Source organism: Aurantimonas sp., assembly GCF_964217435.1.
GTDB classification, from domain to species: domain Bacteria; phylum Pseudomonadota; class Alphaproteobacteria; order Rhizobiales; family Rhizobiaceae; genus Aurantimonas; species Aurantimonas coralicida.
Genome location: NZ_CAXPJM010000037.1, coordinates 118,161 through 144,869 on the forward strand (window position 1 = coordinate 118,161; position 26,709 = coordinate 144,869).

26 protein-coding genes and 1 pseudogene are annotated in these 26,709 nt (G+C 67.6%); 12 read left to right on the forward strand and 15 right to left on the reverse strand.

Features of this window, described 5'->3' with window-relative positions:
- Positions 1–17: 17 nt before the first annotated feature.
- The gene (locus ACEQX1_RS14555; RefSeq protein ID WP_230786708.1) at positions 18–296 is read left to right on the forward strand and encodes a DUF1127 domain-containing protein; all 279 of its coding nucleotides are present in this window, start codon (positions 18–20) and stop codon (positions 294–296) included.
- Between the two features lie 100 nt (positions 297–396).
- Here the strand turns inward: ACEQX1_RS14555 and ACEQX1_RS14560 are convergent, their stop codons facing one another.
- The 4 genes from ACEQX1_RS14560 to ACEQX1_RS14575 all read right to left on the reverse strand — a co-directional run bounded on the left by ACEQX1_RS14560 (position 397) and on the right by ACEQX1_RS14575 (position 5,246).
- Positions 397–1,704, reverse strand: coding sequence for a hemolysin family protein (locus ACEQX1_RS14560; protein ID WP_370193774.1), 1,308 nt, complete (start codon positions 1,702–1,704; stop codon positions 397–399).
- Positions 1,705–1,815: 111 nt separating this feature from the next.
- Positions 1,816–2,826, reverse strand: a complete 1,011-nt coding sequence (locus ACEQX1_RS14565; RefSeq protein WP_370193775.1) for a hypothetical protein — start codon at positions 2,824–2,826, stop codon at positions 1,816–1,818.
- Between the two features lie 169 nt (positions 2,827–2,995).
- Positions 2,996–4,369 (reverse strand): glutamate--cysteine ligase, encoded by a 1,374-nt coding sequence (locus ACEQX1_RS14570; protein ID WP_370193776.1) that lies wholly within the window; start codon positions 4,367–4,369, stop codon positions 2,996–2,998.
- Between the two features lie 130 nt (positions 4,370–4,499).
- Positions 4,500–5,246, reverse strand: a complete 747-nt coding sequence (locus tag ACEQX1_RS14575; RefSeq protein ID WP_370193777.1) for a 16S rRNA (uracil(1498)-N(3))-methyltransferase — start codon at positions 5,244–5,246, stop codon at positions 4,500–4,502.
- 129 nt (positions 5,247–5,375) lie between these two features.
- Between ACEQX1_RS14575 and ACEQX1_RS14580 the strand changes: the two genes are divergently transcribed.
- On the forward strand, positions 5,376–6,173 hold the full coding sequence (locus ACEQX1_RS14580) for an SDR family NAD(P)-dependent oxidoreductase (protein ID WP_370193778.1): 798 nt from the start codon (positions 5,376–5,378) through the stop codon (positions 6,171–6,173).
- A gap of 112 nt (positions 6,174–6,285) precedes the next feature.
- Here ACEQX1_RS14580 and ACEQX1_RS14585 read toward each other — a convergent pair whose 3' ends face one another.
- The 6 genes from ACEQX1_RS14585 to ACEQX1_RS14610 form a co-directional block, all read right to left on the reverse strand.
- The gene (locus tag ACEQX1_RS14585) at positions 6,286–6,498 is read right to left on the reverse strand and encodes a hypothetical protein (RefSeq protein ID WP_370193779.1); all 213 of its coding nucleotides are present in this window, start codon (positions 6,496–6,498) and stop codon (positions 6,286–6,288) included.
- Between the two features lie 91 nt (positions 6,499–6,589).
- Entirely contained in the window at positions 6,590–7,255 is a 666-nt protein-coding gene (locus ACEQX1_RS14590; protein WP_370193780.1) for a LysE family translocator, read from the reverse strand.
- 130 nt (positions 7,256–7,385) lie between these two features.
- The gene (locus ACEQX1_RS14595; protein ID WP_370193781.1) at positions 7,386–7,757 is read right to left on the reverse strand and encodes a hypothetical protein; all 372 of its coding nucleotides are present in this window, start codon (positions 7,755–7,757) and stop codon (positions 7,386–7,388) included.
- Positions 7,758–7,892: 135 nt separating this feature from the next.
- Positions 7,893–8,567: a lactate utilization protein C gene (locus ACEQX1_RS14600; RefSeq protein WP_370193782.1), complete on the reverse strand. Its 675-nt coding sequence runs from the start codon at positions 8,565–8,567 to the stop codon at positions 7,893–7,895.
- A complete protein-coding gene (locus tag ACEQX1_RS14605; RefSeq protein WP_187392082.1) occupies positions 8,564–10,000 on the reverse strand; it encodes a LutB/LldF family L-lactate oxidation iron-sulfur protein in 1,437 nt (478 codons plus the stop codon). Before ACEQX1_RS14605 ends, ACEQX1_RS14600 begins: the two co-directional genes overlap by 4 nt.
- Before the next feature lie 114 nt (positions 10,001–10,114).
- On the reverse strand, positions 10,115–11,065 hold the full coding sequence (locus ACEQX1_RS14610) for a (Fe-S)-binding protein (RefSeq protein WP_228238453.1): 951 nt from the start codon (positions 11,063–11,065) through the stop codon (positions 10,115–10,117).
- Between ACEQX1_RS14610 and ACEQX1_RS14615 the strand changes: the two genes are divergently transcribed.
- The 4 genes from ACEQX1_RS14615 to glcF all read left to right on the forward strand — a co-directional run bounded on the left by ACEQX1_RS14615 (position 11,055) and on the right by glcF (position 16,577).
- The gene (locus tag ACEQX1_RS14615; RefSeq protein WP_009208277.1) at positions 11,055–12,353 is read left to right on the forward strand and encodes a DUF3422 family protein; all 1,299 of its coding nucleotides are present in this window, start codon (positions 11,055–11,057) and stop codon (positions 12,351–12,353) included. The genes ACEQX1_RS14610 and ACEQX1_RS14615 overlap by 11 nt on opposite strands.
- Before the next feature lie 79 nt (positions 12,354–12,432).
- On the forward strand, positions 12,433–13,926 hold the full coding sequence (locus ACEQX1_RS14620; protein WP_187392085.1) for an FAD-linked oxidase C-terminal domain-containing protein: 1,494 nt from the start codon (positions 12,433–12,435) through the stop codon (positions 13,924–13,926).
- Positions 13,927–13,928: 2 nt separating this feature from the next.
- Positions 13,929–15,170, forward strand: a complete 1,242-nt coding sequence (glcE, locus tag ACEQX1_RS14625) for a glycolate oxidase subunit GlcE (RefSeq protein ID WP_370196973.1) — start codon at positions 13,929–13,931, stop codon at positions 15,168–15,170.
- Between the two features lie 63 nt (positions 15,171–15,233).
- Positions 15,234–16,577 (forward strand): glycolate oxidase subunit GlcF, encoded by a 1,344-nt coding sequence (gene glcF, locus ACEQX1_RS14630; RefSeq protein ID WP_370193785.1) that lies wholly within the window; start codon positions 15,234–15,236, stop codon positions 16,575–16,577.
- Positions 16,578–16,641: 64 nt separating this feature from the next.
- Here the strand turns inward: glcF and ACEQX1_RS14635 are convergent, their stop codons facing one another.
- Both ACEQX1_RS14635 and ACEQX1_RS14640 read right to left on the reverse strand, forming a co-directional pair.
- Complete coding sequence (locus tag ACEQX1_RS14635) at positions 16,642–17,376, reverse strand: L,D-transpeptidase (protein WP_370196974.1); 735 nt, start codon at positions 17,374–17,376, stop codon at positions 16,642–16,644.
- 148 nt (positions 17,377–17,524) lie between these two features.
- A complete protein-coding gene (locus ACEQX1_RS14640) occupies positions 17,525–18,388 on the reverse strand; it encodes a L,D-transpeptidase (RefSeq protein WP_370196975.1) in 864 nt (287 codons plus the stop codon).
- A gap of 429 nt (positions 18,389–18,817) precedes the next feature.
- Between ACEQX1_RS14640 and ACEQX1_RS14645 the strand changes: the two genes are divergently transcribed.
- The 6 genes and pseudogenes from ACEQX1_RS14645 to hisG all read left to right on the forward strand — a co-directional run bounded on the left by ACEQX1_RS14645 (position 18,818) and on the right by hisG (position 24,267).
- Positions 18,818–19,012: a hypothetical protein gene (locus ACEQX1_RS14645; protein ID WP_024349277.1), complete on the forward strand. Its 195-nt coding sequence runs from the start codon at positions 18,818–18,820 to the stop codon at positions 19,010–19,012.
- 77 nt (positions 19,013–19,089) lie between these two features.
- A complete protein-coding gene (locus ACEQX1_RS14650; protein ID WP_370193787.1) occupies positions 19,090–19,734 on the forward strand; it encodes a DNA-3-methyladenine glycosylase I in 645 nt (214 codons plus the stop codon).
- Positions 19,735–20,116: 382 nt separating this feature from the next.
- Positions 20,117–20,404: pseudogene (locus ACEQX1_RS14655) on the forward strand (GIY-YIG nuclease family protein).
- Between the two features lie 452 nt (positions 20,405–20,856).
- Positions 20,857–22,419: a histidine--tRNA ligase gene (gene hisS, locus ACEQX1_RS14660; RefSeq protein ID WP_370193788.1), complete on the forward strand. Its 1,563-nt coding sequence runs from the start codon at positions 20,857–20,859 to the stop codon at positions 22,417–22,419.
- Positions 22,420–22,423: 4 nt separating this feature from the next.
- Positions 22,424–23,569, forward strand: coding sequence for an ATP phosphoribosyltransferase regulatory subunit (locus tag ACEQX1_RS14665; protein WP_370196976.1), 1,146 nt, complete (start codon positions 22,424–22,426; stop codon positions 23,567–23,569).
- The gene (hisG, locus tag ACEQX1_RS14670; RefSeq protein ID WP_370196977.1) at positions 23,566–24,267 is read left to right on the forward strand and encodes an ATP phosphoribosyltransferase; all 702 of its coding nucleotides are present in this window, start codon (positions 23,566–23,568) and stop codon (positions 24,265–24,267) included. Before ACEQX1_RS14665 ends, hisG begins: the two co-directional genes overlap by 4 nt.
- A gap of 57 nt (positions 24,268–24,324) precedes the next feature.
- Here the strand turns inward: hisG and ACEQX1_RS14675 are convergent, their stop codons facing one another.
- The 3 genes from ACEQX1_RS14675 to fumC form a co-directional block, all read right to left on the reverse strand.
- Positions 24,325–24,609, reverse strand: coding sequence for a hypothetical protein (locus tag ACEQX1_RS14675; RefSeq protein WP_370193791.1), 285 nt, complete (start codon positions 24,607–24,609; stop codon positions 24,325–24,327).
- Between the two features lie 118 nt (positions 24,610–24,727).
- Complete coding sequence (locus ACEQX1_RS14680; RefSeq protein WP_035694448.1) at positions 24,728–25,108, reverse strand: DoxX family protein; 381 nt, start codon at positions 25,106–25,108, stop codon at positions 24,728–24,730.
- A gap of 204 nt (positions 25,109–25,312) precedes the next feature.
- A complete protein-coding gene (gene fumC, locus ACEQX1_RS14685; protein WP_228238440.1) occupies positions 25,313–26,701 on the reverse strand; it encodes a class II fumarate hydratase in 1,389 nt (462 codons plus the stop codon).
- Positions 26,702–26,709 lie beyond the last annotated feature (8 nt).

Here is a 26,709-nt window from a genome sequence, read left to right on the forward strand (position 1 = left end):
CGAAAGGAGACACGGCCATGGCGATCACAACGAAGACGCGGCTCAGCCCGACCCTTGCTCACCCGGCGCAGGCAGCCAAGCTGCTCGTCGTGGCGGCCCGTGCGATCGTCAAAACCATGCTCAACCGCCGCAAGGTCCGCGCGATGAGCGAGATGTCCGACTACATGCTGAAGGACATCGGCCTGCGGCGGGACGATATTCACGAGGCGCTGCACACCGACTGGCGCGAGGACCCGACGTGGCGGCTGGCCGTCGCGGCCGCGCGGCGCCGTCGCGGCGGCTACGACTGGGAATAGGGCCAAGCCCCGCCCGATATTCTTCGAGACATTCACGCGGCGGCCGGCCAGTCCGGTCGCCGCGTTTTGCGTTCAGCCCGCCAGTGCCGGCGGGCGAGGGTCAGCTCTCGGCCGGCCTGGCCGGTGCCTGGTCCGTCGCCATCATCAGGAGCTTGTCGATGCGGTGCCCGTCCATGTCGACCACCTCGATGCGCCAGCCCTTCCACTGGAAGTGCTCGCCGACCTCGGGGATATGGCCCAGCCGGTCCAGCACCAGCCCGGCCATGGTCTCGTAATCCCGCTTCTTGGGGAATTCGAGCTCCGGGATGGCGCTTTCCAGGAGATGGATCGGGATCGCGGCATCGATCAGGCGCGAGCCGTCCTCGCGCTCGACGACATGCGGGTCGTGGTGGTCGCCCTCGGGCAGCGAGCCGGCGATGGCCGCGAGAATGTCGGTCGGCGTGGCGACGCCTTCGAAGGAGCCATATTCGTCGAGGACGATGGCCATGTGGATCTGCGCGGCGCGGAAGCGTTCCAGAAGCTGCAGGATCGGCATCGTCTCGTTGACATAGAGCGGTTCGCGCATCACCGAGGCGACGTCGACCGTGCCGGTTTCCCGCTGCTGCTCCAGCATGTCCTTGGTCTGGACGACGCCGACGACGTCGTCGGTCTCCGTGTCGATCACCGGATAGCGGGAATGATTGGCCTCCAGAATCTTCTCGAAGACCGCCTCGGGACCATCGTCCACCGCCACCCACACGACGCCCGGCCGCGGCACCATGATCGAGCGCACATTGCGGTCGGCCATGCGGATCACGCCTTCCAGAAGCTCGCGCTCCTTCGGCTTGAAGACGCCGATCTGGGTGCCCTCGGCGATCATCGCCCGCACGTCCTCTTCGGTGACGCCATCGTCGCGCTCGCCGTCGCTGAAGATGCTGGTGATGGCGTTGGTCGAGACCCGCAGGAGCCAGACAATGGGTGCACCGACCTTGGCGATGACCGCCATGATCGGGGCGACCTTGATGGCGATCGCCTCGGCCCGGCTGAGGGCGAAGCGCTTGGGCGCCAGTTCGCCGACCACCAGCGACAGATAGGTGATGACCATGACCACAGCGACGAAGGCGACGGTGCCGGCATAGGGGCCGATCAACGGCCAGTCCTCGATGATCCCGGCCAGCGGCCCGGCAAAGGTCGAACCGCCGAAAGCGCCGGCGAAGATGCCGACAAGGGTGATGCCGATCTGGACGGTCGACAGGAAGCCGGTGGGGTCCTCGATCAGCTTGAGGGCGCTGGCGGCGCCACGCCGGCCCTCGTCGCGCATCTGCTCGACACGCGATTTTCGTGCCGAGACGACGGCGAGCTCCGACATGGCGAAGAAGCCGTTGATGAGAACCAGGAGGACGATGATGAAGGCGTAGAAGATGAGCAAGGAGATGGCCGTGTTGTCGGGGCGGGCCACCCGGCGGGCAGCCCTGGACGCTGTGACCTAGCGCGCGGCGGCGCGAGGGAAACGCAGCGCCCGGCTCAACCCTCCTGCCGGCTAGGTCTTGCGGCTGTCCCCGGAGGCCGGTCCGTCGCTGGCGTCGTCGGCGGGTTTCGCCGATCCGGTGCCCTGGAACAGATCGAGCATCTGCCGCGCGAACTCTTCCTGCATGGTCATGCCGGCTCGGGCGAGGTCGTCGAAGCCACCCGCCGCCTTGTCCGACGCCTCGGCCTCGCTCGTCATTTCGGAGGCCGGTTCCTGTGCGGGCGTGCGGGCCTCGGGTTCGGCGGGCTGCTGCGAGCCAGCGCTTCCGGTCGCATCCGCGCCCGACATGCCGCTGGCGAAATGCGCCATCATGGCGTCGAAGGGTTGGAAGGGGTCGAAGGCCGCCGGCGTCTCGTTCGTACGATCCGCGGGCCTGGCGCGGGCGCCGGTCTCGCCGGTGCTCGGCGGCAGCCAGGGCAGGCGGCCATTGAGCGCGTCGGAAAACAGCCCGGTGAGATAGTCCGAACCCATGGCGCCGGGGGCGCTGCGCCGATGCGGTTCGTCGGAGGGCCGGCCCATGGCTTCCATGGCATTGGCGCTGCGCCGCATCATCTCGGCCATGGCGACCGGGTAGTTGCCTTCGGCAAATCCGGCCGGCTGCTGGCGCGCCATGTTGGCCAGCATCATCTGCATCATCGTCTGAATGCTCATCACCGACAGGCTGCGCATCAACTTCTCGACCGTGTCGGGTGCGATGTCGCTCATGGTCGAGACCTTGCGCGCCACCTCCAGAAAGATGTCGCGCGAACCGAACAGATTGTCGGCGAGGTTCTTGGCCGCCGGGCTGCGGGCGGTCTCCGGCCCGGGCGTGCCGACGGCGTTCATGAAGGGCAGGAAGTGCCGGGACACCTCGGACCAGGCATTGGGGTCCGACATCGCCCGCTGCAGGGCCAGTGTGAAGGCCGGCGCGAGGGCTTCCGTGGTCTGGCGGATCTCCCTGCGGCTCAGCTTGAAGGCATCGGCGAGCCTGTCGGTACCAAGGCCGCCGTCATTTACCGTCAACCAGTCGAAAAAGTCCGTCATGGCGACCTCGCTCGCAGGCGTGCCCAGGCAGAACGGGGCACAGACCGATCATCCTGTCAAACCGCCGGGGGAAAGCCAATCACAAAGCAAGACCACCTGTTGCAGCGTCGGGCTGCAACAGGTGGGAACGGTCGAAGGGCGGGGCTGCGGCCGCTCGGCCGGCCGGCGCTCAGTAGGTCAGATGCTTGAAGACGCGCTCCATGGAGCCGTCCCACTGTTCCTCGAACAGCCGGACCAGCTCTTCGCCCGACGTGGTGCCGCGGGCGACGACCTCTTCGAGCGGGGCGAGGAAATGGCTCTCGTCATTGCCTTCCTCGTTGCGCCGGTTGCGGGCAACGAGACCCTGGCGCGACAGCCGGACCGTCTCGCGGGCCAGTTCCAGAACGCTGGAATCGCGGAACGGGGTGCGGAAGCCGTCGCGCGGCACCGCTTCGCGCATCGCCGAGACTTCCTCGAAGGTCCAGTCCTTCGTCAGCGCCTCGGCGGCGTTGAGCGTCGCCTCGTCGTAGAGCAGGCCGACCCAATAGGCGGGCAGGGCGCAGATGCGCCGCCACGGTCCACCATCGGCGCCGCGCATTTCCAGGAAGGTCTTCAGGCGCACATCCGGGAACAACGTCGACAGATGGTTGGTCCAGTCGCCGAGCTGCGGCTCGGGATCGGGAATGCGCCCCTTCAGCGCGCCATCCATGAACTGGCGGAAGGTGACATCGGTGACGTCGGTGTAGCGGCCGTCGCGGGTGACGAAATACATCGGCACGTCGAGGGCCCATTCGGCATAGTCGCGATAGGAGAAATTCTCCTCGAAGACGAAGGGCAGCAGGCCGGAGCGCTGGTTGTCGACGTCGGACCAGACGTCGGAGCGCCAGGAGCAGAGGCCGTTCGGCTTGCCCTCGGTGAAGGGCGAGTTGGCGAAGAGCGCCGTCGCGATCGGCTGCAGCTTCATGCTGGTCTGCATCTTGCGACGCATGTCGGCTTCCGACGAGAAGTCGAGATTGACCTGAATAGTCGCCGTGCGGAACATCATGTCGAGGCCGCGGGTGCCGACCTTGGGCATGTAGCGGCGCATGATCTCGTAGCGCGACTTCGGCATGACCGGGGTCTCGTCGAGGGTCCAGGTCGGCGACGAGCCTATGCCGAGGAAGCCGATGCCGAGTTCCTTGGCGACCGAGCGGACCTGGGCGAGATGCGCGTTGGATTCGCGGCAGGTCTCGTGGATCGTCTCCAGCGGCGCGCCGGACAGCTCGAACTGGCCGCCGGGCTCCAGCGAGATGGCGCCCTGGCCGGCGCTGCCGAACAGGCCGATGATGCGGCCGTCGTCGATGATCGCTTGCCAGCCCGACAGCGCCTGCATGCGCTCCAGAAGCTTGCCGATGCCGCGCTCGCCCTCGTAGGGCACCGGCGACAGGTCTTCGGTGTAGAAGCCGAATTTCTCGTGCTCGGTCCCGATGCGGAACTGCGAGGCCGGCTTCTCGCCTGTCGCCAGATGAGCGGTCAGGTCCTCGACCGAGGTGACCGGCGTCAGATCGGTCGTATCGCGCGCCATGCTCGTCCTTCGAATGGTTCAGCCGGTCCTGCCGGCAGGCGGAGTCCCGCCACAGGAATATCGGCACTGCCGATTTTCCCCTCGGACCGCAACATAATTCGTGTTGACGGTGTGGCCAGTGCGGCGTGCCTCAACCTTGCCGCCAGTCGCCGATCGCGGCCTGCAGCACCGCCATGGCAGCCACCGCCGCCGTGTCGGCCCGCAGGATGCGGGGGCCGAGCGAGATGGCCGTGACGAAGTCGGCGGCGTTCAGCCGCTCGCGCTCCTCGGCCGAAAAGCCGCCTTCCGGGCCGATGACCAGGGCGTACGGGCCTTCGGGCAGCGCGCGCAAAGTATCGATGGGGCTCGCCGCATCGGCCCGTTCGTCGCAGAAGATCAGCCGGCGGCCGTCGTCCCAGCGGTCGAGGATGTCGTTGAACTTCACCGGCTCCTGGCATTCGGGGATCGACAGGATGCCGCATTGCTCGGCCGCCTCGATCGCATTGGCGCGCATGCGCTCGGTATTGAGGCGGGTCGCCTGCACATGCTGGGTCATCACCGGCTGCAGCACGCCGGCACCCATCTCCACGGCCTTCTGGACCATGTAGTCGAGCCGGGCGTGCTTGAGCGGCGCGAAGAGGTAATGCAGATCGGCCGGCGGGGTCTGGTCCCGCACCCTTTCGCGCGGGACGAGGTCGAGCTTCTTCTTGGCCGCCTTGACCAGATCGCAGCGCCATTCGCCGTCGCGGCCGTTGAAGGCCAGCACCTGCGCACCCTCGCCGAGCCGCATGACGTTGAGGAGGTAGTTGGCCTGAACCGGCGTTGCCGGCACCGGGGTCTCGGCGACCAGATCCGCGTCGAGATACAGGCGCGGGCTCTTGAAGTCGTGGTTGGGCATGTCTCGAATCGTCCTTCCCTCGGGCCGTGGCACGGCCCGGATGCGGCATCGTGTCCGCATGGCGGCGAAACCTAATCTCCCCGCAGTCATTGTCACGCGAAACCCTCAGACACAAAGCAAGGACACCGCATGGATCTCCAGATCAAGGATCGTGTCGCGCTGATCACCGGCGCCACCGACGGCATGGGCTTCGAAACCGCCCGCATCCTCGCCGCGGAAGGCTGCAAGCTGGTGCTCTCCGACAAGGAGATCACGCGGCTCGAAAAGGACGCCGCCTCCCTCGACGCGGACTATATCTGCGTGGCGGCGGACGTGACCGACCAGGCGGCCGTCGATGCGATGGCCAGGCAGGCGCTGGATCGCTTCGGCCGGATCGACATCGTCCTGCATACGGCCGGCATCACCGGCGCCAAGGGGCATCCGCTGGAGGTCGCCGACGCCGATTATCTGGAAGCCTGGGAGATCGACTTCATGTCGGCGGTGCGCGTCGCCCGCGCGACCTTCCCGACCATGCGCGCCAACGGCTGGGGCCGCTTCGTCTGCATCACCTCGGAAAACGCCGTGCAGCCCTATTGGGACGAGGCGACCTACAACACCGCCAAGGCGGCGCTGGCGGCCTTCGTGAAGAACCTCTCCTACAAGGAAGCCGAGCACGGCATCCTCTGCAACACTGTCTCGCCGGCCTTCATCGAGACACAGATGACCGACGGCATGATGGAGAAGCGCTCCAAGGAACTGGGCGTCTCCTTCGAGGAAGCCGTCGAGAGCTTCCTGGACGAGGAGCGTCCGGGCATCGCGCTGAAGCGCCGCGGCCGGGCCGAGGAAGTCGCCGCCGCGATCGCGCTGATCGTCTCGGAGCGCGGCTCCTTCATCAACGGCTCGAACATGCGGGTCGATGGCGGCTCGGTGCAGTCCGTCCAGAACTGACCGGACCGACAAAGGCCGGCGGGATCGCCCCCGCCGGCCTTCTTTCTTACCGCGCATGAAAAGCGCCGCGCAGCCCTCAAGGTCGCGCGGCGCTTTTTTGCGTCTGCTGGTGTTACGGCTTGATCGGACCGTCGATGCGGCTCGGCGCGACCGGATCGGAGGCCGGGAAGGTCTCGTCCAGCGCCTCGTCGAGTTCTTCCTCGTCGGTCATCGGCCGGTCGCCGCCACCGGAGGCGGCGTTGTCGTTCGCATCCTTTTCCTCGGCGCGGTCGCGCGGGCCTGCGTGCATGGCATTGTCCATGGCGGATTCGTTCAGCGTCTTCATCTCGGATGCTCCATTCGGAATTGCCAACGAAACGGCGTCACCGGCACCCTGTTCCACGCCGGAGCGAATTCTGCCGGTGCCGGGCGGCGCGTCAGGCCGGCCGGGCGACCAGTGCCGCGGCAATGCCGGCGCCCATCAGGCAGGAGCCGCCGATGCGGACCACGAAGCGCATCACCGACGGGCGGCGGATGAGATCGCGGGCCCGCACGGCGAGCTGCGCATAGAGAAAGGCGTTGCCGGCCGCAAGCAGCACGAAGAGCGCGACGAGGATGGTCGCCTGCGGCCAGTAAGGCCGGCCGGGATCGAGAAACTGCGGCACGAAGGCCACGAAGAACACGATCCCCTTGGGATTGAAGACGGTGACCAGAAAAGCGTCGCGAAAGATGTGGGTGGGCCGCACCGTGCCTGCCTCCGGCAGTCCCGCGGCGGCGGGATCGAGATCGTTCGGCGCCAGCGAAGCCCGCGACAGGGTGCTGCGCCACATGCGCAGGCCCATCCAGACCAGATAGAGCGCCCCCACCCATTTCAGGACGACGAAGGCCGCGGCCGAAGCCGAAAGAAGCGCGCCGACGCCGATCAGCGACAGGCTGGCCGCCACCAGATCGCCAAGTCCCACACCCAGCACGCTGGCCAGCGCGACGTTGCGCCCATGCGCCAGTGCCTGGCCGACGACCATGATGATCGTCGGGCCGGGGATCACGAGAAGGATCAGCGAGGCCAGCGCGAAGGCGGCAAGCGTGGCGGGATCGATGGGCATGAACGCTCCGCTGGCGACCGGGATGCGGAAGAGAGCCATTCGGTGGCGGCGCCGTCAAGCGGGGTTGCGTCGGCACGGGCTGGCCATCCGGAATGTGGTGCCGGCGCCCGGTCTCGCCGCTCAAGAAGCGTCAGTCGCCGCCGCTTCCGTCCGAGGGGACCGTGATGTCGAAGCGTTGCGCGTCGCGGCGTCCGGGCATGAAGATCTCGATGCAATTGCCGGGGCCGTCGGTCAGCATCCAGGGGTGGGTGCGATAGGTCTCGACCCGGAAGCTCTCGCCGGGATTGAGGCTGGCGTAGCTGACCGGCTGTCCGTCGAAGTCGAGGCAATCGACGCTGCGATATTCCCCGGTGCGGTTCACGAAGGTCACGGTGACCGACCGTGCCGATTCCTGCGAGCGCAGGCCGGGAAAGTCCCGGCAGGACGCCGCGCTGGCGGATCCCATGGGAAGCGCTGCCGTGACCACGATCGCCGCAAGGGCCGTCCAAGTCCATCCGGTCATCGCTGCCTCCCTTGGCCGCATCCGGTACGGGCGCGGGAGGGAAAGCCTAGCCCGGTTTGGGGCAAAACTCATCCGCTCCGGCGGAAATATCTCCCCTGCGTCATGCGCGGTCGGCGCAAGCCGCCGCTCGCCGCGTCAGTCGACGATGACGATGTGCAGAGCGCGCGGGCCATGGGCGCCCAGAAGCAGCGTCTGCTCGATGTCGCCGGAGCGCGACGGGCCGGTGACGAAATTCAGCGACCGCGGCATCTCGCCCTTGCCATAGCGCGCGCGCAACATGGGGAAGACGGCTTCCATCTCGCCGCCGATGCTGTCGGCCTTCACCACGACGATGTGGTTTTCCGGCAGGAAGTTGAGGCTGGTCGGGTTCTGTGGACCGGAGACGAGGACCAGCGTGCCGGTCTCGGCGATGGCGGTCTCGGCATGGGAGAGGCCGTTGAGATCGTCGCCGTCGCTGACGCCCTTTCGGATGGTGAGGGACGTGGCGTCGAAATCGGCGTCGGCGAAGCGCGGGTCTTCGGACATTCTGAGATCGGCGGGGAAATTGTTCTCGCGCAGCCAGCGGGAGACCTCGCCGGCCAGGTCGCCATAGCCGGCAATCCGCGCGGTGGTGGCGTTGGCCCGCTCGGCCATGCGGATGAACAGCGCCACCTGCTCGTCCTGGGGCAACTGGCCGCGCCGGGGCACGATGCCGACGGGCGCGCCGGCCATGCGTTCCTCGACGATGCGCCTGCGCTCGGGGTCGTTGGGACGGGCGCCATTGGAGCGGCGGATCCGGCCGAGGACGGCTTCGCGGGTGGATGCGCTCATCGTTTGTCCCCCGTCGTCGCATGGGATTTCTGGGCGTATTGCTGCATGAAGGTGCGCCCTTCGGGCGCCGGCAGGTCGCGCCATTTGGTCCAGCCGCCGGCCAGCGGCAGCGAGGCGAAGCGCCGCTTGCGGCCGGCCGCCAGCTTCAGGAGCGGCATCGCCATCGACACCGCCGCCCGGTAGAGCGCCGGCCGCCGGGCGAAGAACGCCCAGACGCCGAGGCCGGTGCGCTGGGTCCTGGGCTGCAGATGGCTCTCGAACTCCTTCTCGCGCCAGTGCCGCATCATCTTGGGCAGCGGAATGCGCATCGGGCAGACGCTCTCGCAGCGGCCGCAGAAGGTCGAGGCGTTCGGCAGATGGCCGGACTTGTCGACACCGATCAGCGACGGCGTCAGCACCGCGCCCATCGGGCCGGGATAGACCCAGCCATAGGAGTGACCGCCGACGGCGTGATAGACCGGGCAATGGTTCATGCAGGCGCCGCAGCGGATGCAGCGCAGCATTTCCTCGAACTCGGTGCCGAGCATGTTGGAGCGTCCATTGTCGAGGAGGATGACGTGGTATTCCTCCGGCCCGTCGAGATCGGCGTCCCGCTTCGGACCCGTCGAAAGCGTGGTGTAGACGCTCATGTCCTGGCCGGTCGCCGAGCGCGCCAGGATGCGCAGGATCTGGGCGGTGTCCTCCAGCGTCGGCACCAGCTTCTCGATCGAGGCCAGCACCACGTGGCACTTGCCCAGAAGCTGGGTGAGGTCGCCATTGCCCTCGTTGGTGACGATGACCGACGAGCCGGTCTCGGCGATCAGGAAGTTCGCACCGGTCACGCCGATGTCGGCCTCGGCATATTTGCGGCGCAGGATCTGGCGGGCCTCGCCGAGCAGCGTCTCCGGCTCGACCAGATTGCGGTTCGGGTCGAGATCGACATGGACGCGGCGGAAATCCGCCTCGACCTGATCGCGGGTCACGTGGACGGCCGGGGCGATGATGTGGCTCGGATGCTCGCCGCGCAGCTGGATGATGTATTCGCCGAGATCGGTCTCGACCGGCACGATGCCGTTCTCTTCCAGGAAGGCGTTGAGGCCGATCTCCTCGGAGATCATCGTCTTGCCCTTGGTGACGGTCTTGGCGTTCCGCTTCTTGGCGATGTCGAGGAAGATCTTGCGGGCGTGGTCCGCATCCTCCGCGAAATGCACAATGCCGCCGGAGGCTTCGACCTTGGCCACATAGGCCTCGATATAGAGGTCGAGATGCTTCAGCGTGTGGTTCTTGATGGCGACGGCGTTGTCACGCAGGGCGTCGAATTCGGGCAGGGCGTCGACGGCGGTCTGGCGCTTGTCGATGAAGCCCTTCTCGACATGGCCGAGAGCCCGCTGCAGCTCGACATCGGCGAGCGCCTTGACGGTATTGGCCTTGAAGGTATGCGAAGTGATCTGCATGGGGCGGAGCCTATTCGGGCATGAAGTCGGGGTCGCGGCGCTGCTCGACCGTCCACGGGGCGGCGACTGCCGCCGGGACGAGCGCGCGGCCGCTTCGCTGCAGGCGTTGACGCCTCACAGCTTGCCGCCGATCGGCGGAGCGTCGGTCATGCCGGCGAGGACTTCGGCCACGTGACGGACCTCGACGCCGATATTCTCGCGCTTGAGCTTGCCGTCCATGTTCATCAGGCAGCCGAGATCGCCGGCCAGCAGCATGTCGGCGCCGGTCATGCCGACATTGCGCGCCTTCTTGGTGACGATGGCGTTGGAGACGTCGGGATATTTGATGCAGAAGGTGCCGCCGAAACCGCAGCAGACTTCCGAATCGCGCAGTTCCGTCAGTTCCAGCCCCTCGACGCTGTCGAGCAGCATGCGCGGCTGCGCCTTGACGCCGAGCTCGCGCAGGCCCGAGCAGGAATCGTGATAGGTGGCGGTGCCCTCGACCCTGGCGGTGACGCCGGTCATGCCGCGCACGTCGGCCAGGAAGCTGACGAGTTCGAACACCTTGTCGGAAAAGGCGAGGGCACGCGCCTCCCACTCGGCATCGCCGGCGAAGAGCTCGGGATAGTGCTTCTTCAGCATGGCGCCGCACGATCCCGAGGGGGCGACCACGTAGTCGAAGCCCTCGAAGGTGGCGATCACCTGTTCGGCGATGGCTCTCGTGTCGGCCCGGTCGCCGGAATTGTAGGCCGGCTGGCCGCAGCAGGTCTGGGCCGTCGGGACGACGACGTCGCAGCCCGATTCTTCCAGAAGCTTGATGGCCGCGAAGCCGACGCTCGGACGGAACAGATCGACCAGACAGGTAACGAACAGCGCGACTTGCGGACGGGTCTCGCTGCGAACGGCATTCTCGCTCAATGGCTTCTCCTCGTACGTCCTTCGTCGCACATTGGCGGCGGCGTCGGCAACGTTGCAGTTTGGAAACGTTCTGAGCCGGTTTGTCGACAATCGCAATTCCTGCTTGGACCGGACTTGGCCGATCGGGTAGCAAGAGCGGCACCACAAAGGGGAAAAGATGGGCCGCATCACGTTACGCCAGGCGTCGCTCGACCGCTTTCCCACCGATCCGCGCCGGGCCGCCGTCCTCGGCGAGCTGCATGCCAGGCCGTTTCCGCTGATCGAGCTGCCGCGCGCGCTCGTGGTGCTGGCCTTCATGAACGAGGATCACGGCGAGAGCGATCTGGCGATCCTCGCCGAAATGTCGGTGCGCCGCGGCGTGCCGCCGCCGGCCAAGGACGCGCGGACCCATTCCTTCGCCTTCGGCAAGGGCAAGCTGCGCTGGGAGCGGCACACCGAATTCTGCACCTATTCCTGGGAGGGACCGCCGCCCGAACATTTCGGCGACCCGGTCGAAGGCCATCCCTTCGGCGCCGAGTTCCAGGCGCCGGGACCGTTCATCGCCGGAGTGCATCTGGAGTTGCGGCCGAACGACGCTGCCGGCCAGGCGGCGCTCGAGAGCTTCGACAAGTCCAGCTACTGCCATTCGATAATGGAGAGCGGGCTCGCCCATGCGGCGACGGATTTTCGCCAGGACGGCGACGGCATGACGCGCATGCTGGTGCTGGATGACGGGCTGCCGCCGCAACGCGCCGGCGCGCTCGCCATGCGCCTGGTGGAAGTCGAGATCTACCGCACCCTGGCGCTGCTCGGCCTGCCGCTCGCCCATTCGGTGGGGCCGATGGTGGCCTCGCTCGAAAGCCGGCTGATGTCGATCACCGAGGAGATGAAGGGCGGCAACGAGGACAGTCGGCAGCTCCTGCAGGAGATCACCCTGGCGGCGGCCGAGGTCGAGGCCTCCGCCGCCTCGGTGCTGTACCGGTTCGGGGCCAGCCGCGCCTATGACGAGATCGTCAGCGAGCGCCTCGCCTCCGTGGGCGAGCAGCCGATCGCCGGGCAGGAGAGCTGGAGCGCCTTCCTGAAGCGCCGGATGGGGCCGGCCATGCGCACCTGCCGGGCCATCGAGGAGCGGCAGGCCAATCTGTCGGAGAAGCTCAGCCGCGCCGCAAACCTCCTGCGCACCCGCATCGACGTCGAACTGGAGCACCAGAACCGCGACCTTCTGGCCTCCATGGACCGGCGGGCGCGGCTGCAATTGCGGCTGCAGCAGACCGTCGAGGGCCTGTCGGTCGCGGCGATCGGCTACTACGTCGTCGGGCTGTTCGGCTATGTCGCCAAGGCGCTGGAGTATCAGGGACTGCCGGTCTCCGCGACGGTGCTCGTCGCCGGCTTCGTGCCGATCGCGCTGCTCGGGGTCTGGCTGGTCGTGCGCAGCATCCGCAAGCATCACATGCAGGGCGGCGAGGACGGTCATTGAGCCGCAGACGCCTACCGTTCCTCCTGTGGACGCCGGCCCGTGCGGCGCCTAGTTTCGCCTCTCTAATGGGAGTGAGCCGATGTCCGTGATGATGCCCAAGCCGTCCGAGGCGATCCTCGGCCGCCGCCAGTCGATCGTCGACGCCCTGCGCGCGATCGTGCCGGGCGAGGGCGTGGTGGACGCCGCCAACGAGATGGCCGTGTTCGAGTCGGACGGGCTGACCGCCTATCGCCAGATGCCGCTGGTCGTCGTGCTGCCGTCTACGGTCGAGCAGGTCGCACGGGTCCTGCAATATTGTCACGCCAACGAGATCCCGGTGGTGCCGCGCGGCTCCGGCACCTCGCTGTCCGGCGGCGCCTTGCCGCTCGAGGATGGCGTGCTGCTGGTCCTGTCGAAGTTCAACCGGGTGCTGGAGATCGACTACGACAATCGCTGCGCCGTGGTGCAGCCGGGCGTCACCAATCTCGGCATCACCAAGGCGGTGGAAGGCGAGGGCTTCTACTACGCGCCCGATCCGTCCTCGCAGATCGCCTGCTCGATCGGCGGCAATGTCGCGGAGAATTCCGGCGGCGTGCACTGCCTGAAATACGGCCTCACCGCCAACAACGTCCTCGGCATCGAGTTCGTCACCATCGAGGGCGAGGTGGTGCGCCTCGGCGGCAAGCATCTGGAGGCCGAAGGCTACGATTTCCTTGGTCTGATGACCGGCTCGGAAGGCCTGCTCGGCGTCGTGACCGAGGTCACGGTCCGCATCCTGCAGAAGCCGGAGACGGCGCGGGCGGTGCTGATCGGCTTTCCCACCTCCGAACAGGCCGGCGAGTGCGTGGCCGCGATCATCGCCAAGGGTATCATACCGGCGGGTATGGAGATGATGGACCGGCCGGCCATCCACGCGGCGGAGGATTTCGTCCATGCCGGCTATCCCCGCGACGTCGAGGCGCTGCTGATCGTCGAGCTCGACGGGCCGGGCGCCGAGGTCGATCATCTTTTGGCCGAGGTTGCGGCAATTGCCGACGCCAACGGCGCCACCGTCACCAAGGTCTCGAATTCGGAAGAGGAGCGCGCGTCGTTCTGGGCGGGGCGCAAGGCGGCGTTCCCGGCGGTCGGCCGCATCTCGCCGGATTATTACTGCATGGACGGCACCATTCCGCGCAAGGAGCTGCCGCGGGTGCTGGCCGGCATGAAGGCGTTCTCGGAAAAATACGATCTGCGCGTCGCCAATGTCTTCCATGCCGGCGACGGCAATCTGCATCCGCTGATCCTCTACGACGCCAACAAAGAGGGCGAGCTGCACCGGGCCGAGGAGTTCGGCAACGACATCCTGCGCCTGTGCGTGGAGGTCGGCGGCGTCCTGACCGGCGAGCACGGCGTCGGCGTGGAAAAGCGCGACCTGATGCCGGAGATGTTCAGCGAGGACGATCTGCGCCACCAGCAGCGGGTCAAATGCGCCTTCGACGACAAGCATCTGCTCAATCCCGGCAAGGTCTTCCCGCAGCTCCATCGCTGCGCCGAACTCGGCCGGATGCATGTCCACAAGGGGCAGGTGGCCTTTCCCGACCTGCCGAGGTTCTGACCATGAGCGAGTTGCGTTCGACCGGCGCGGCCGGCCCCGCCGCGTCCATCCTGCGCCCCGAGACCGCAATCCAGCTCCGCGACATCGTCGCGGCGGCGGTGTCGCAGGAAGAGCCGCTGGCGGTCGAGGGCACCGGCTCCAAGCGCGGTCTTGGACGGCCGGTGCAGGCGGCGCGCACCCTGTCGCTGTCGGCCATGGCCGGCGTGACCCTGTACGAACCCGAAGAGCTGGTCCTGTCGGCACGCGTCGGCACGCCCATCGCCGAGATCGAGAGGCTTCTGGACGAGGCCGGCCAGCGCCTGGAATTCGAGCCGCTCGACTACGGTCCGCTGCACGGGCTGGAGCCGGGCCTCGGCACGATCGGCGGAGTCGTCGCCTGCAACCTCGCCGGGCCGCGACGGCTGAAGCACGGCGCGGCCCGCGATCACATCCTCGGCGTCCATGCGGTGTCGGGCCGTGGCGAGATGTTCAAGTCCGGCGGTCGGGTGGTCAAGAACGTCACCGGCTACGATCTCTCCAAGGGCCTCACCGGCTCCTTCGGCACGCTGGCGGTGATGACCGACGTGACGCTGAAGGTCCTGCCGAAGACCGAGACCGAGACGACCATCGTGCTGCGCGGTCTCGCCGACGATGCGGCGACCGGCGCCATGGCGGCGGCCATGGGCTCGTCGGCAGAGGCCTCGGGCGCGGCGCATCTGCCGATGTATGTCGCCTCACGCGTCGCCGGCGGCCATCTCGGCAACGACGCGGCGACGCTGATCCGGCTGGAGGGCTTCGGCCCGTCGGTCGCGGCGCGTTCGGCCTATCTCAGCGCCGCGCTCGAGAAGGTCGGCAAGGTCGAGCACCTGGAGGGCGAGGCCTCGCGCGCCGTCTGGCGCGACGTGCGCGACATCCGGCCCTTCGTCGACGGCACCGACAAGCCGGTCTGGCGCCTGTCCGTCACCCCGACGCGCGGCCACGAGATCGTCATGAGCCTGCGCATGCAGGCGGCGATCGACGCCTTCTACGACTGGCAGGGCGGCCTCGTCTGGCTGCGCATGGAAGGCGAGCCGGAGGCCGAGCTGGTGCGCGAGACGATCCGGCGCTTCGGCGGCGGCCATGCCACCTTGGTGCGCGCCTCCGAAAGCGTGCGGGCGGCGACCGCCGTCTTCCAGCCGCAGCCGGGACCGCTGGCGGGCCTCGCCAGCCGGCTGAAGCAGCAGTTCGACCCCGCCGGCGTGCTCAATCCGGGGCGGATGGGCTAGGCGGGCTGCCGCGCCGGCGGTTCGCATCGACGACGTTTCCAGACTCTTTCATGGGCCAGACCTTTGCAAACCACCTTCTCCCCCGCGCAGCTCGCCGATCCCGAGACCGCGCATTCCGAGCAGATCATCCGCAAATGCGTGCATTGCGGCTTCTGCACCGCGACCTGCCCGACCTACGTCACCCTCGGCAACGAGCTCGACAGCCCGCGCGGGCGCATCTACCTGATCAAGGAGATGCTGGAGAACGACCGGCCGGCCGACGAGAAAACCGTCACCCATATCGACCGCTGCCTGTCCTGCCTCGCCTGCATGACGACCTGCCCGTCGGGCGTGAACTACATGCATCTCGTCGACCATGCCCGGGCCCATATCGAGCGGACCTATGAGCGGCCGCTGGCCGACCGGATGATCCGCCGGATCCTGGCGATGACGCTGCCCTATCCCGAGCGGTTCCGCGCAAGCCTCGTCATGGCGCGCATCGGCCGGCCCTTCGCCGGGCTGTTCGATGCGATCAAGCCGCTGAAGCCGCTGGCCGCGATGCTGAAGCTGGCGCCGGGCGCCGTGCCGGCGAAATCGCAGGTCAACGCGCCGGGCGTGCGGCCGGCCGAAGGGCCGCGCAGGAAGCGGGTGGCGCTGCTGCGCGGCTGCGCCCAGTCGGTGCTTGATCCGAAGATCAACGAGGCGACGGTGCGGCTTCTCAACCGGCTCGGCGTCGAGGTGGTGGTGCCGGAGGGCGAGGGCTGCTGCGGCGCGCTGGTCCATCACATGGGCCAGGAAGAGCCGGCGCTGGATTTCGCCCGCCGCAACATCGACGTCTGGTCGCGCACGGCCGAGGCCGACGGCCTCGACGCGATCATCATCACCGCGTCAGGCTGCGGCACGACGATCAAGGATTACGGCCACATGCTGCGGCTGGATCCGGCCTATGCCGAGAAGGCGGCACGGGTCTCTGCCATGGCCAAGGACGTCACCGAGTTCCTGTCCGAGCTGGAACTGCCGCTGCCGGTCAACACGACCGACCTGGTGGTGGCCTATCACTCGGCCTGCTCGATGCAGCACGGCCAGAAGATCACGAAAGCCCCGAAAGTGCTCCTGGCGCAGGCCGGCTTCACCGTTCGCGACGTGCCCGAAGGCCATATCTGCTGCGGTTCGGCCGGCACCTACAACATCCTGCAGCCCGAGATCGCCGCCACACTGCGCGACCGCAAGGTGAAGAACATCGAGAGCATCGCGCCGCAGGCGATCGCCACCGGCAATATCGGTTGCATGACGCAGATCGGTTCGGGCACCGGCATTCCGATCCTGCACACGATCGAGCTCCTCGACTGGGCCTTTGGCGGCGAGAAGCCGGCAAGCCTCGCTGCCGTCCAGCCCCGCGGCGAGCCCGGCCTCGTCGCGGCGGAGTAGCCCTAACGCAAAACGACCCGCCGTCGCCGGCGGGCCGTGATGTCGAAGCGACCGGGCGCTGGGCTCAGCCGCCGAAGATCGAGGCGATGACGTTTTCGCGCACGACGCCGACTTCGGTATAGACGTTCTTCGGGCCCTGGCCGCTGGGGCCGATGACGATGACCTTGGTGCCGTTCGGCACGCGCTCGTACAGGTGCTCGACGTCCTGGTTCATCATGCGGATGCAGCCCGAGGACATGTTCTGGCCGATGGTCCAGGGCTGGTTGGTGCCGTGGATCCGGAACAGCGAATCGCGACCGCCGCGATACAGATACATTGCCCGTGCACCCAGCGGGTTGGCCGGGCCACCCTTCATGTGGGCCGGCAGGATGCGGCCCTTGGCGCGCTCGCGCTTGATCATCGACGGCGGCGGCGTCCAGCCCGGCCATTCGGCCTTGCGGCCGACGCTCATCCGGCCCGACCAGCCGAAGCCGTCGCGGCCGACGCCGACGCCGTAGCGGGTCGCCATGCCGTTGCCCTCGACGAAGTAGAGATATTTGCGCTGGGAATCGACGATGATCGTGCCCGGCTTCTCGCGCGTCTCGATGCGCACCTGCCGGCGGTGATACTGGGCCGCCGGGCCACGCTGGGCGAGGGCCCGGTGCTGCGTGCGGGCGGCGACGCGCTCGGCGCTGACGGTCACCCACTTGTTGGTCGCATGGTCGTAGCGGCGCACGTCTTCGGCGCTGGCCTGTCCGGTCACCGCCAGGGCCATGATCGCCGTCAGGCCGGCTCCGGCCCATCGTGTCCAGTTCTGCATGGGAGGCTCCTCTCGTTTGGCGGGGCGGAGCAAAGCCCACCGTATCCCGCGCCTCGTTGTCGTCATTGTGCCATGGTTTGAACGCATTCTCGCCGCGTTGGTCGCATCGAGTTCCGCATTCCGTTGAGGAAAGTCGGGGCTGTTGCCGTTAGAGCACAACGACCCTGGTGCCGACCTTCACCCGTTCGTAAAGATCCATCACGTCCTGGTTGCGCATGCGGATGCAGCCCGAGGACACCGCCCGGCCGATCGTCCAGGGCTGGTTGGTGCCGTGGATCCGGTAGAGCGTGGAGCCGAGATAGAGTGCGCGGGCGCCCAGCGGGTTGGCTTCGCCGCCCTTCATGTGGGCCGGCAGGATCCGCCCCTTCTTGCGTTCGCGGGCAATCATCGCCTTGGGCGGCGTCCAGCTCGGCCATTCGGCCTTGCGGGTGATCGGATGCCGGCCCTTCCAGCCGAAGCCGGGCTTGCCGACACCGACGCCGTAGCGGCGCGCCGTGCCGTCGCGGCCGACATGGTAGAGGAACTTCGCCCTGGTATCGACGACGATGGTGCCGGGCGCCTCCTTGCCGCTATAGGGCACGGTCTGGGGCAGGAATTGCGGGTCGACCGCATTCGGGGCGGGAAGGTTGCGGGTCGCCAGTGCGGCCTGCTGGCGTCCGGTCACCGGTGCGGCGCTGCGGGTTCCGGGCAGATAGCCGGGCCGCACGCCGGGCGCCTGGCCGCGGACGCGCTGCTGGGTGTAGCCAGGACGCACGACGACGCGGGTGCCGACCGAGGGCGCCGCAGCGCCGCGGCGGCCGCCGAGGACAACCCCCGACGCGGCGGCCCGCTGGTAGCTGCGGGCGACGCCGTCACCCGGCGACAATTGCAGGAGCCAGCGGTCGGCCAGATCGGGCGCGATCTCGACCGGCGGCAGGCTGCGGTATCGCTCCTGCGCCTCGCTCGCCGGGGGGCAGGCCAGAATCGCCAGCAGGCCGACAAGTGCGCGCCGGGCGGATATCGGTATCGCCATGATGTCCCTCGATTGCCGGATTGGGGCCGGCTTGCGCCTGCCGCCTCGACACCAAGCCTCGCTGTAAAGGGCAAGGGAATGGTAAACGCGCCGGTCCGAAACACCCTCGAAAACGGAAACAGTTTCATAAGGTTAAGCAGCGGTTTCGCAGCGTGGTTAAGGGGGCGTTGTGAGTCCGACGCGGATGTGGCGCGCGGAGGTGTCGCAGCATGCCTGCCACACTATGCCGAATTAAAGCGCACGCCGAAATTTCAGGCATTGTGCAATGCAACATAATTGCTAGATTCGATCTCGGCGTCCAAAGGGCGCCATGACGGGCATCAGAACCCGGATGCGGGACGAACGCACGCAATGGCATGAACCGGTCGCACAAGGCTGCGATCGCAACCCCTTCGCCATGGCCGCTGGACCGGCCATAGGAGCCCTGCCATGATCGCTCTGACCCTGATCGTCTGCCTCAACTCCGCCCCTGCCGACTGCCGCCCCGAGCAGGTCGCCTTCGACGGTTCCATCATGCAATGCGCCCTGTTCGGCCAGGCTGCCGCCGTCGAGCATCTGAAGGCGCGGCCGAAATGGCATCTGAAGCGCTATCGCTGCGCGTCGGGCCGCTCGACCAACGCCTGACGCCGGCGGGCGGCGCATCGCTACGGTAGCTTGCCACTTCGACGGGCGCCTGCGAAAACTGCGCCATGGACCCATCGATGCAAGACGCGCCGCCGCCGGACGGCCTGATCCGCGGCCCGGACGGCCTGCTGCGCTGCGCTTGGCACGGCGGCGACGATCTCTATCGTCGCTACCATGACGAGGAATGGGGCCGGCCGACCGCCGACGATGACCGGCTCTATGAAAAGCTCTGCCTGGAAGGGTTTCAGGCAGGGCTCTCCTGGCTGACCATCCTGCGCAAGCGTGAGGCCTTTCGCGAACTGTTCCACGGCTTCACGATCGCGCGGGTGGCGGCGATGGACGAGGCGGACGTGGAGCGGATCGTCCTCGACGCCCGCATCATCCGGCATCGCGGCAAGATCGTTTCGGCGATCAACAATGCCCGCCGCGCCGATGCGCTGCGCGCCGAGCACGGCTCGCTGGCGGGCTTCCTCTGGCGCCACGCGCCGGATGCGGACGAGCGGCCGGCGACGGTGACCGCCGAATGGCTGCGCGCCAATCCGGTCACCCCGGCCTCGACGCGCCTGTCAAAGGCCCTGAAGAAGGCCGGCTTCAGCTTTGTCGGCCCGACCACGGTCTACGCCTTCATGCAGTCGCTGGGCTTCGTGAACGACCACATCGACGGGTGCTGCATGCGCGACGACTGCGCGGCGGCGCGGCACGCGTTCACGCCGCCGGGGTGAGGGGGCGTCGCCGGCGTGTGTAGCGCAGGTGGTGCATGTCGCGGCAGCGGCGGTTGCGGCGTCGCGGCAGGCTATCGCAGTAATCGTCACCGGAGCGGCGGTTGTGGCGCTGAGGCATGGGGCCTCGGGTCAAGCCCGAGGATGACGCCGGGATTTGAGCGATGCCGTCAATCGCCACCGTCTGTGCAGTCGTCGAAGCGTGTGGCATTGAAAGGTCCTCAGCCGCTGCAAAGGTCACAGCCGCTGAAGCCTAGCGAAGACCTTCAACAAGGTCGTCATCCTCGGGCTTGACCCGAGGACCCATGCCAAGCCGGTTCCACCGCCGCATACGCCTCAGAAGACCCTGCTTGACGCCGCCACCGCGACCATCAACGCTTCGACCATGGCCGGCACCGTCTACATCATGGCGTCGCAGAAGAACGGCACGCTCTATATCGGCGTCACGTGAGACCTGCCGCGCCGGGTGTACGAGCACAAGAGCGGCCTGACAAAAGGCTTCGTGAAGGCCCATGGGGTGACGCGGCTGGTCTGGTACGAGGACCATGTCGACATCGGCAGCGCCATCCAGCGGGAGAAATCCCTCAAGCGCTGGCGGCGGCAATGGAAGATCGACCTGAGCGAGGCGATGAACCCGGAGTGGACAGAACTCTATCGCGGCATGGGGTGGTGAGGTGTTGCGCGGGGGTGCGTTGGTGGTTTTCACCGGAGCGGAAGCTGAGATGGCGAGGCATGGGTCCTCGGGTCAAGCCCGAGGATGACGCCGAGATTTGAGCTTTGCTGCCAATCGCCACCGTCTGTGCAGGCGCCGGAACCGGTGGCATCGAAAAGTCCGCAGCCGCCGCAAAGGTCCACAGCCGCTGGAAAGGTCCACAACGGCCGGAGTGTAGCGAAGACCTCCAACAAGGTCGTCATCCTCGGGCTTGACCCGAGGACCCATGCCAAATCGTTGACGTTGCCCTCCGCTTCTCCGATCTGCCGTCTCGCCGCGTTTACGCCGCACCCCACCACGCTACGCTTGCAAAACCGCCTTGCCTTGCCGAAATCGGGCGCACGGGGTAGGGGATCGCCCGCAGGAAAGGGTGCATCCGAGCGCCCGTCAAACCGTTTGGACGCAGCGCATTCATGGCCGACAAGAAGAAGAAACCGTCGAGGGTCCAGGCACGGGTGCCGCGCGGCTTCGTCGATCGCGACGCCAGCGATCTGCGCGCCCAGGACGCCATGCTGGCGAAGATCCGCCGGGTCTACGAGACCTACGGCTTCGAGCCGGTGGAGACGCCGGTGTTCGAATATACAGACGCGCTGGGCAAGTTCCTGCCGGATGCCGACCGGCCGAATGCCGGCGTGTTCTCGCTGCAGGACGACGACGAGGCGTGGATGAGCCTGCGCTACGATCTGACGGCGCCGCTCGCCCGCTATGTGGCGGAGAATTACGAGAGCCTGCCCAAGCCCTATCGCAGCTACCGGGCCGGCTATGTCTTCCGCAACGAAAAGCCGGGGCCGGGCCGCTTCCGCCAGTTCATGCAGTTCGACGCCGACATCGTCGGCGCGCCGAACGTCTCGGCCGATGCCGAGATGGCGATGATGATGGCCGACACGATGGAGGCGCTGGGCATCCCGCGCGGCCAGTATGTCATCCGTGTCAACAACCGGAAGGTGCTCGACGGCGTCCTTGAGGCGATCGGCCTCGGCGGCGACGAGAATGCCGGCCGCCGGCTGACCGTGCTCCGGGCGATCGACAAGCTGGACAAGTTCGGCCCCGAGGGCGTCAAGCTGCTGCTCGGCAAGGGACGCTGGGACGGCGGGCAGGAAGGCGAGGGCGATTTCACGCCGGGCGCCGGGCTGGACGACGCGCAGACCGGGAAGATCCTCGGCTTTGTCGGCGCATCGAAGATCGATGAGCTTGCCGGCATATTTCCCGGCCAGGCCGGCGAAGGACGGATGGGCGAGGGCATTGCCGAGCTGAACGATATCCAGGCGTATCTGGACGGTGCGGGCTATCTGGGCCGGGTTTCGATCGACCCCTCCGTCGTCCGCGGCCTCGAATATTATACCGGGCCGGTCTTCGAGGCGGAGCTGCTGTTCGACGTCACCAACGAGAAGGGCCAGAAGGTCCAGTTCGGCTCGGTCGGCGGCGGCGGGCGCTATGACGGGCTGGTGTCGCGCTTCATGAGCCAGCCGGTGCCGGCGACGGGCTTTTCCATCGGCGTCTCCCGCCTGATGACGGCGCTCAAGAATCTCGGCCGGCTCGACGCTGCCGAGCGGACCGGGCCGGTGGTGGTCACCGTGATGGACCGCGACCGCATGGCCGACTACCAGGCCATGGCGACGACGCTGCGCGCGGCGCTGAACACCGACGAGAACGGCAATCCGACGGCGACACCGGTGTCCGTCGAGGTGTTCCAGGGCAACCCCAAGCAGTTCGGCAAGCAGCTGCAATATGCCGACCGGCGCAATGCCCCGGTGGTGGTCATCCAGGGCGACGACGAGAAGGCGGCCGGCAAGGTGCAGGTCAAGGATCTGGCGCTCGGCAAGGAACTGTCCGCCGAGATCACCGACAATGCCGAATGGCGCGAGGCGCGGGCCGGACAGGAAATGGTCGACGAGGCCGACATGGTCGCGGCGGTGAAGGCGATCCTGGCGCGTCAGAATGGCCGTTCCGGCGGCGATGCCGGCAGCGGAGCCTGAGGCCGTGAGCGCCGAGACACGCGCCGGAACGGGCGCGCCCTACGATGCCGAGCTCGGCGCGCTGTTCGCCGCCCGCGGCGCGGCGCGGGTCGACGTGCCGATCATCCAGCCGGCCGATCCCTATCTCGACACGGCAGGCGAGGCGCTGCGCCGGCGCATCTTCCTGACCCGCGGCGAGGCCGGCGAGACCCTGTGCCTGCGGCCCGACTTCACCATCCCCGTCTGCCGGGACCATGTCGGCCACGGTGCGACGCTGCCGCGCCGCTACAGCTATGTCGGGCTGGTGTTCCGCCAGCGGCCGACCGGGCCCGGCGAGTTCTACCAGGCCGGGATCGAGGATCTGGGCGAGGAGAACGCCGCGACCGCCGATGCACGGGCGCTGGCCGATGCCCTGGCGGGGCTGGAGACCTGCGGTCTCGAAGCCGGCGAGCTCGATCTCGTTCTCGGCGACCAGGGCCTGTTCGAGGCGTTCCTGCGGGCGCTGGGCCTGCCGGAGGGCTGGCAGCGCCGGCTGGTGCGCACCTTCGGCCATGACGATCAGCTGGAAGCGGCACTCGCCGCGCTGGCGCGTGGCGGCAGCGGCGCGCTGGACGCGCTCGATCCGGAATTTGCGGAACTCGCCCGTCTCGGCGAGCAGGGCGCGCTGACTTTCAAAATTCGCGAACGCATGGAGGAGGCGGGGCTGCCGCCGCATTCCGGGCGCTCGCCGGGCGAGGTCGCGGCGCGGCTGATCGAGAAGGTGGCGATCGCCGAGGCCCGGCTCAGCGAGGGCTCCCTGCAGCTTCTGCGCCGGTTCCTGGCCATCGACGCCCCCCTGTCGGAGGCCGGCACGGTCATCGGCGATCTCGCCGGCGCGGCCGGCCTCGATCTCGGCCGGGCGCTGACCTTCTTCGAGACCCGCAATCTCGCGCTGCGGGCGGCCGGCGTCGATCTCGCCGCGGTGCGCTATCGCGCTGCCTTCGGTCGGCCGATCGACTATTACACCGGCCTCGTCTTCGAGGCGCGCCGCAAGGGTTCCAACGAGCCGCTGGCGGGCGGCGGGCGCTATGACCGGCTGTTGAGCATACTGGGCGCCGAGCGGCCCGTGCCGGCCGTCGGCTTTTCGCTCTGGCTCGACCGCATCGCCAGCCGGACGGGAGACGCGGCATGACGCTCACCCTCGCGATCCCCTCCAAGGGGCGGTTGAAGGACAAGGCCGTCGCGGCGCTGGCCGAGGCCGGCATCCATGTCGCGTCGGCCGAGGATTCGCGCAGCTACCGCACCAGCGTCACCGGCGCGCCGGGACTGGAAGTGCTGCTGCTGTCGGCCTCGGAGATTGCTCGCGAACTGCGCGACGGAGCGATCGATTTCGGCATCACCGGCGAGGATCTGATCCGCGAGACCATCGCAGAGCCCGAACAAATGGTGGAAACGGTCGCCCGCCTCGGCTTCGGTCATGCCGACGTGGTGGTGGCCGTGCCCGATGCCTGGGTCGACGTGGAGACGATGGAAGACCTGAACGACGTGGCAGGCGGCTATCGTGCCCGGCACGGGCGCCGCCTGCGCGTGGCGACGAAATACTGGCGGCTGACCCAGAGCTTCTTCACGCGGCGCAACGGGATCCAGAGCTACCGCATCGTGGAGAGCCTCGGTGCGACCGAGGGCACGCCGGCGGCCGGCTCGGCGGATGTCATCGTCGACATCACCTCGACCGGCTCCACCCTGACCGCGAACCATCTCAAGATCCTGTCCGACGGGGTGATTTTGCGGTCGCAGGCCTGCCTGATCCGTTCGCTGGTCGCGCGCGACCGGCAGGATGTGGCCGAGGCGGACGCCCTTGCCGCCCGGTTCGGTTCGGCGCCGGACTGATCAGTCCGGTGGTGCCGCCGCTTCCTCTGGGGAAGCGGCGGTCTGTTCTGCTCAGGACTATCCGGGTCTGTGGCCGCCCGTCGCCTGCAGGCATTCGACGAAGAGATCGAGAACATATTTCCGGTCAGGACTGTTGCGTCTGATGTCGGCCTCCGAATGGATGACCTTTTCCATCAACATCCAGGCGACGTATTCCCGGCTGACCTGGCCGGAATTGATACTGACACGTTCCGTCATATTTCCCCCATCGAACCTGCTGGCCGGCGTCACGTGGCGAATCTCACGCGCCGCGATGCTATAAGAAGAGAATTCGATAAGGCAACAGAACTGACGTAAAGGCATCCGCCGTTCGGCGAGTGTTCGGTTGGGGGGGGGCGGTTCGGGGGCGTGCGCACGAAAAAGCCGCCCCGGCGCGTTGGCGACCGGAGCGGCTGAAGTGTTCTTCGGACCTTTGGGCTCGTCAGGCGTAGCGGCTTTCGCGCTTCGGCTTGTCGACGGCCAGCGCGCCGGCACCGGCGCCGGCAAGGGCGAGGAAGCCGCCGGCAAGGGCGATGTTCTTGAGCAGCGCGGTCTGGTCGTCGATATGGGCGAGGAGACCGGTGGCGACGCAGAAGGCGGCAAGCGCGATGGCCACGGCCCGCGTCTGGAAGCCGACGAGGACCGCGATGCCGGCCAGAAGCTCGAAGGCGCCGACGACATAGGCCATCACGAGCGGTGCGGGCACGCCGAGACTGGACAGATAACCCGAGAAGCCCGCGGCCCCGGCGAGCTTGCCGAAGCCCGACAAGATGAAGATGATCGACAGGAGAACCCTGCCGAGAAGGATGAGATTGGCGTTCATGGCGATGTCTCCTGGGCGGCGTCCTTGCGGTGGATGATGTTCCGCAGTGCCTTTGTCGGTTGAACCGATGCACAGGTAAACTGCCGCGCCGGAACTTGCATCCCGGCCCGGCGCCGACAATTCGTCAACCAAAAACGATACAATCGCAGTTCTGGTGGCGACGACCGATAGGCAGGCATCGATCGTCGCCGTCTGTCACCCGGATCAGCCCGGCGCGATCATGGTGCGCGGATCGACGATCCGGTCGTAATCCGCCTCGGAGACGAGGCCGCTCGCGACGGCTTCCTCGCGCAGGGTCGTGCCGTTCTGATGCGCCGTCTTGGCGATCTTGGCGGCCGCATCGTAGCCGATGGTCGGTGCCAGCGCGGTCACCAGCATCAGCGACTGCTCCATCAGGCTCTGGATGCGCTCCTCGTTCGCCTCGATGCCGTCGACGCAATGTTCGGCGAAGCTGACCATGGAATCGGCCAGAAGCCGGATCGAGGACAGGACGGCGTTGGCGATGACCGGCTTGAAGACGTTCAACTCGAAATGGCCCTGCGAGGCGGCGACCGTCACGGTGGTGTCGTGGCCGAAGATCTCGGTGGCGACCATGGTGATGGCCTCGGCCTGGGTCGGGTTGACCTTGCCCGGCATGATCGACGAGCCGGGCTCGTTGGCCGGCAGGTTGAGTTCGCCGAGACCGGAGCGCGGGCCGGAGCCGAGGAAGCGGATGTCGTTGGCGATCTTCATCAGATCGGCGGCCAGCGAGTTGAGCGCGCCGTGGAAGAAGGTCAGCGCGCCATGCGAGGCCAGCGCCTCGAACTTGTTGGTCGCGGTGCGGAACGCCTCGCCGGTGAGCTTGGCGACCTCGGCAGCAACCGCCGTATCGAAGCCCTCGGGGGCGTTGAGGCCGGTGCCGACGGCCGTGCCGCCCTGGGCCAGCGCCAGGACACCGTCGAGAGCGTCGTTGATGCGCTTCTTGGAGAGCTCCAGCGCCGCGGCGTAGCCGGAGAATTCCTGGCCGAGCGTCACCGGCGTGGCGTCCTGGGTATGGGTGCGGCCGATCTTGATGATCGCCGCATATTGCTTCGCCTTGGCGTCCAGCGAGCCATGCAGCCGGTCGAGCGCCGGCAGCAGCAGGCGCCGGGTCTCCAGGACGGTGGCGACATGCATGGCCGTCGGGAAGACGTCGTTGGACGACTGGCTCATATTGACGTGGTCGTTGGGATGGACCGGCTTCTTGCTGCCCATGGTGCCGCCGAGCATCTCGATTGCCCGGTTCGAGATGACCTCGTTGACGTTCATGTTGGTCTGGGTGCCCGAGCCGGTCTGCCAGACGACGAGGGGGAAGTGGTCGTCGAGCTTGCCCGCGACGATCTCGTCGGCGGCGCTCTCGATGGCATCGGCGATCTGGCCGTCGAGGCGGCCCATCGAGGTGTTCACCCGGGCGACGGCCTTCTTGACGAGGGCAAGGGCGTGGATCAGCGGCAGCGGCTGGCGGTCGCCGCCGATGCGGAAATTGTTGCGCGACCGTTCGGTCTGGGCGCCCCAGTAGCGGTCGGCCTCGACTTCGATGGCGCCGATGGAATCGGTTTCGGTACGGGTGCTCATCTTCTGCC

Coding starts and splice junctions, on each gene's coding strand:
- ACEQX1_RS14640 (WP_370196975.1), bottom strand. CDS start 18,388: ATGGCGATACCGATATCCGCCCGGCGCGCACTTGTCGGCCTGCTGGCG.
- ACEQX1_RS14620 (WP_187392085.1), top strand. CDS start 12,433: ATGTCCGTGATGATGCCCAAGCCGTCCGAGGCGATCCTCGGCCGCCGC.
- glcE (WP_370196973.1), top strand. CDS start 13,929: ATGAGCGAGTTGCGTTCGACCGGCGCGGCCGGCCCCGCCGCGTCCATC.
- ACEQX1_RS14580 (WP_370193778.1), top strand. CDS start 5,376: ATGGATCTCCAGATCAAGGATCGTGTCGCGCTGATCACCGGCGCCACC.
- ACEQX1_RS14605 (WP_187392082.1), bottom strand. CDS start 10,000: ATGCAGATCACTTCGCATACCTTCAAGGCCAATACCGTCAAGGCGCTC.
- ACEQX1_RS14565 (WP_370193775.1), bottom strand. CDS start 2,826: ATGACGGACTTTTTCGACTGGTTGACGGTAAATGACGGCGGCCTTGGT.
- ACEQX1_RS14610 (WP_228238453.1), bottom strand. CDS start 11,065: ATGCGGCCCATCTTTTCCCCTTTGTGGTGCCGCTCTTGCTACCCGATC.
- ACEQX1_RS14615 (WP_009208277.1), top strand. CDS start 11,055: ATGGGCCGCATCACGTTACGCCAGGCGTCGCTCGACCGCTTTCCCACC.
- hisG (WP_370196977.1), top strand. CDS start 23,566: ATGACGCTCACCCTCGCGATCCCCTCCAAGGGGCGGTTGAAGGACAAG.
- ACEQX1_RS14555 (WP_230786708.1), top strand. CDS start 18: ATGGCGATCACAACGAAGACGCGGCTCAGCCCGACCCTTGCTCACCCG.
- hisS (WP_370193788.1), top strand. CDS start 20,857: ATGGCCGACAAGAAGAAGAAACCGTCGAGGGTCCAGGCACGGGTGCCG.
- ACEQX1_RS14590 (WP_370193780.1), bottom strand. CDS start 7,255: ATGCCCATCGATCCCGCCACGCTTGCCGCCTTCGCGCTGGCCTCGCTG.
- ACEQX1_RS14600 (WP_370193782.1), bottom strand. CDS start 8,567: ATGAGCGCATCCACCCGCGAAGCCGTCCTCGGCCGGATCCGCCGCTCC.
- ACEQX1_RS14650 (WP_370193787.1), top strand. CDS start 19,090: ATGCAAGACGCGCCGCCGCCGGACGGCCTGATCCGCGGCCCGGACGGC.
- ACEQX1_RS14570 (WP_370193776.1), bottom strand. CDS start 4,369: ATGGCGCGCGATACGACCGATCTGACGCCGGTCACCTCGGTCGAGGAC.
- ACEQX1_RS14675 (WP_370193791.1), bottom strand. CDS start 24,609: ATGCCTTTACGTCAGTTCTGTTGCCTTATCGAATTCTCTTCTTATAGC.
- ACEQX1_RS14585 (WP_370193779.1), bottom strand. CDS start 6,498: ATGAAGACGCTGAACGAATCCGCCATGGACAATGCCATGCACGCAGGC.
- ACEQX1_RS14680 (WP_035694448.1), bottom strand. CDS start 25,108: ATGAACGCCAATCTCATCCTTCTCGGCAGGGTTCTCCTGTCGATCATC.
- ACEQX1_RS14575 (WP_370193777.1), bottom strand. CDS start 5,246: ATGCCCAACCACGACTTCAAGAGCCCGCGCCTGTATCTCGACGCGGAT.
- ACEQX1_RS14635 (WP_370196974.1), bottom strand. CDS start 17,376: ATGCAGAACTGGACACGATGGGCCGGAGCCGGCCTGACGGCGATCATG.
- fumC (WP_228238440.1), bottom strand. CDS start 26,701: ATGAGCACCCGTACCGAAACCGATTCCATCGGCGCCATCGAAGTCGAG.
- ACEQX1_RS14595 (WP_370193781.1), bottom strand. CDS start 7,757: ATGACCGGATGGACTTGGACGGCCCTTGCGGCGATCGTGGTCACGGCA.
- ACEQX1_RS14645 (WP_024349277.1), top strand. CDS start 18,818: ATGATCGCTCTGACCCTGATCGTCTGCCTCAACTCCGCCCCTGCCGAC.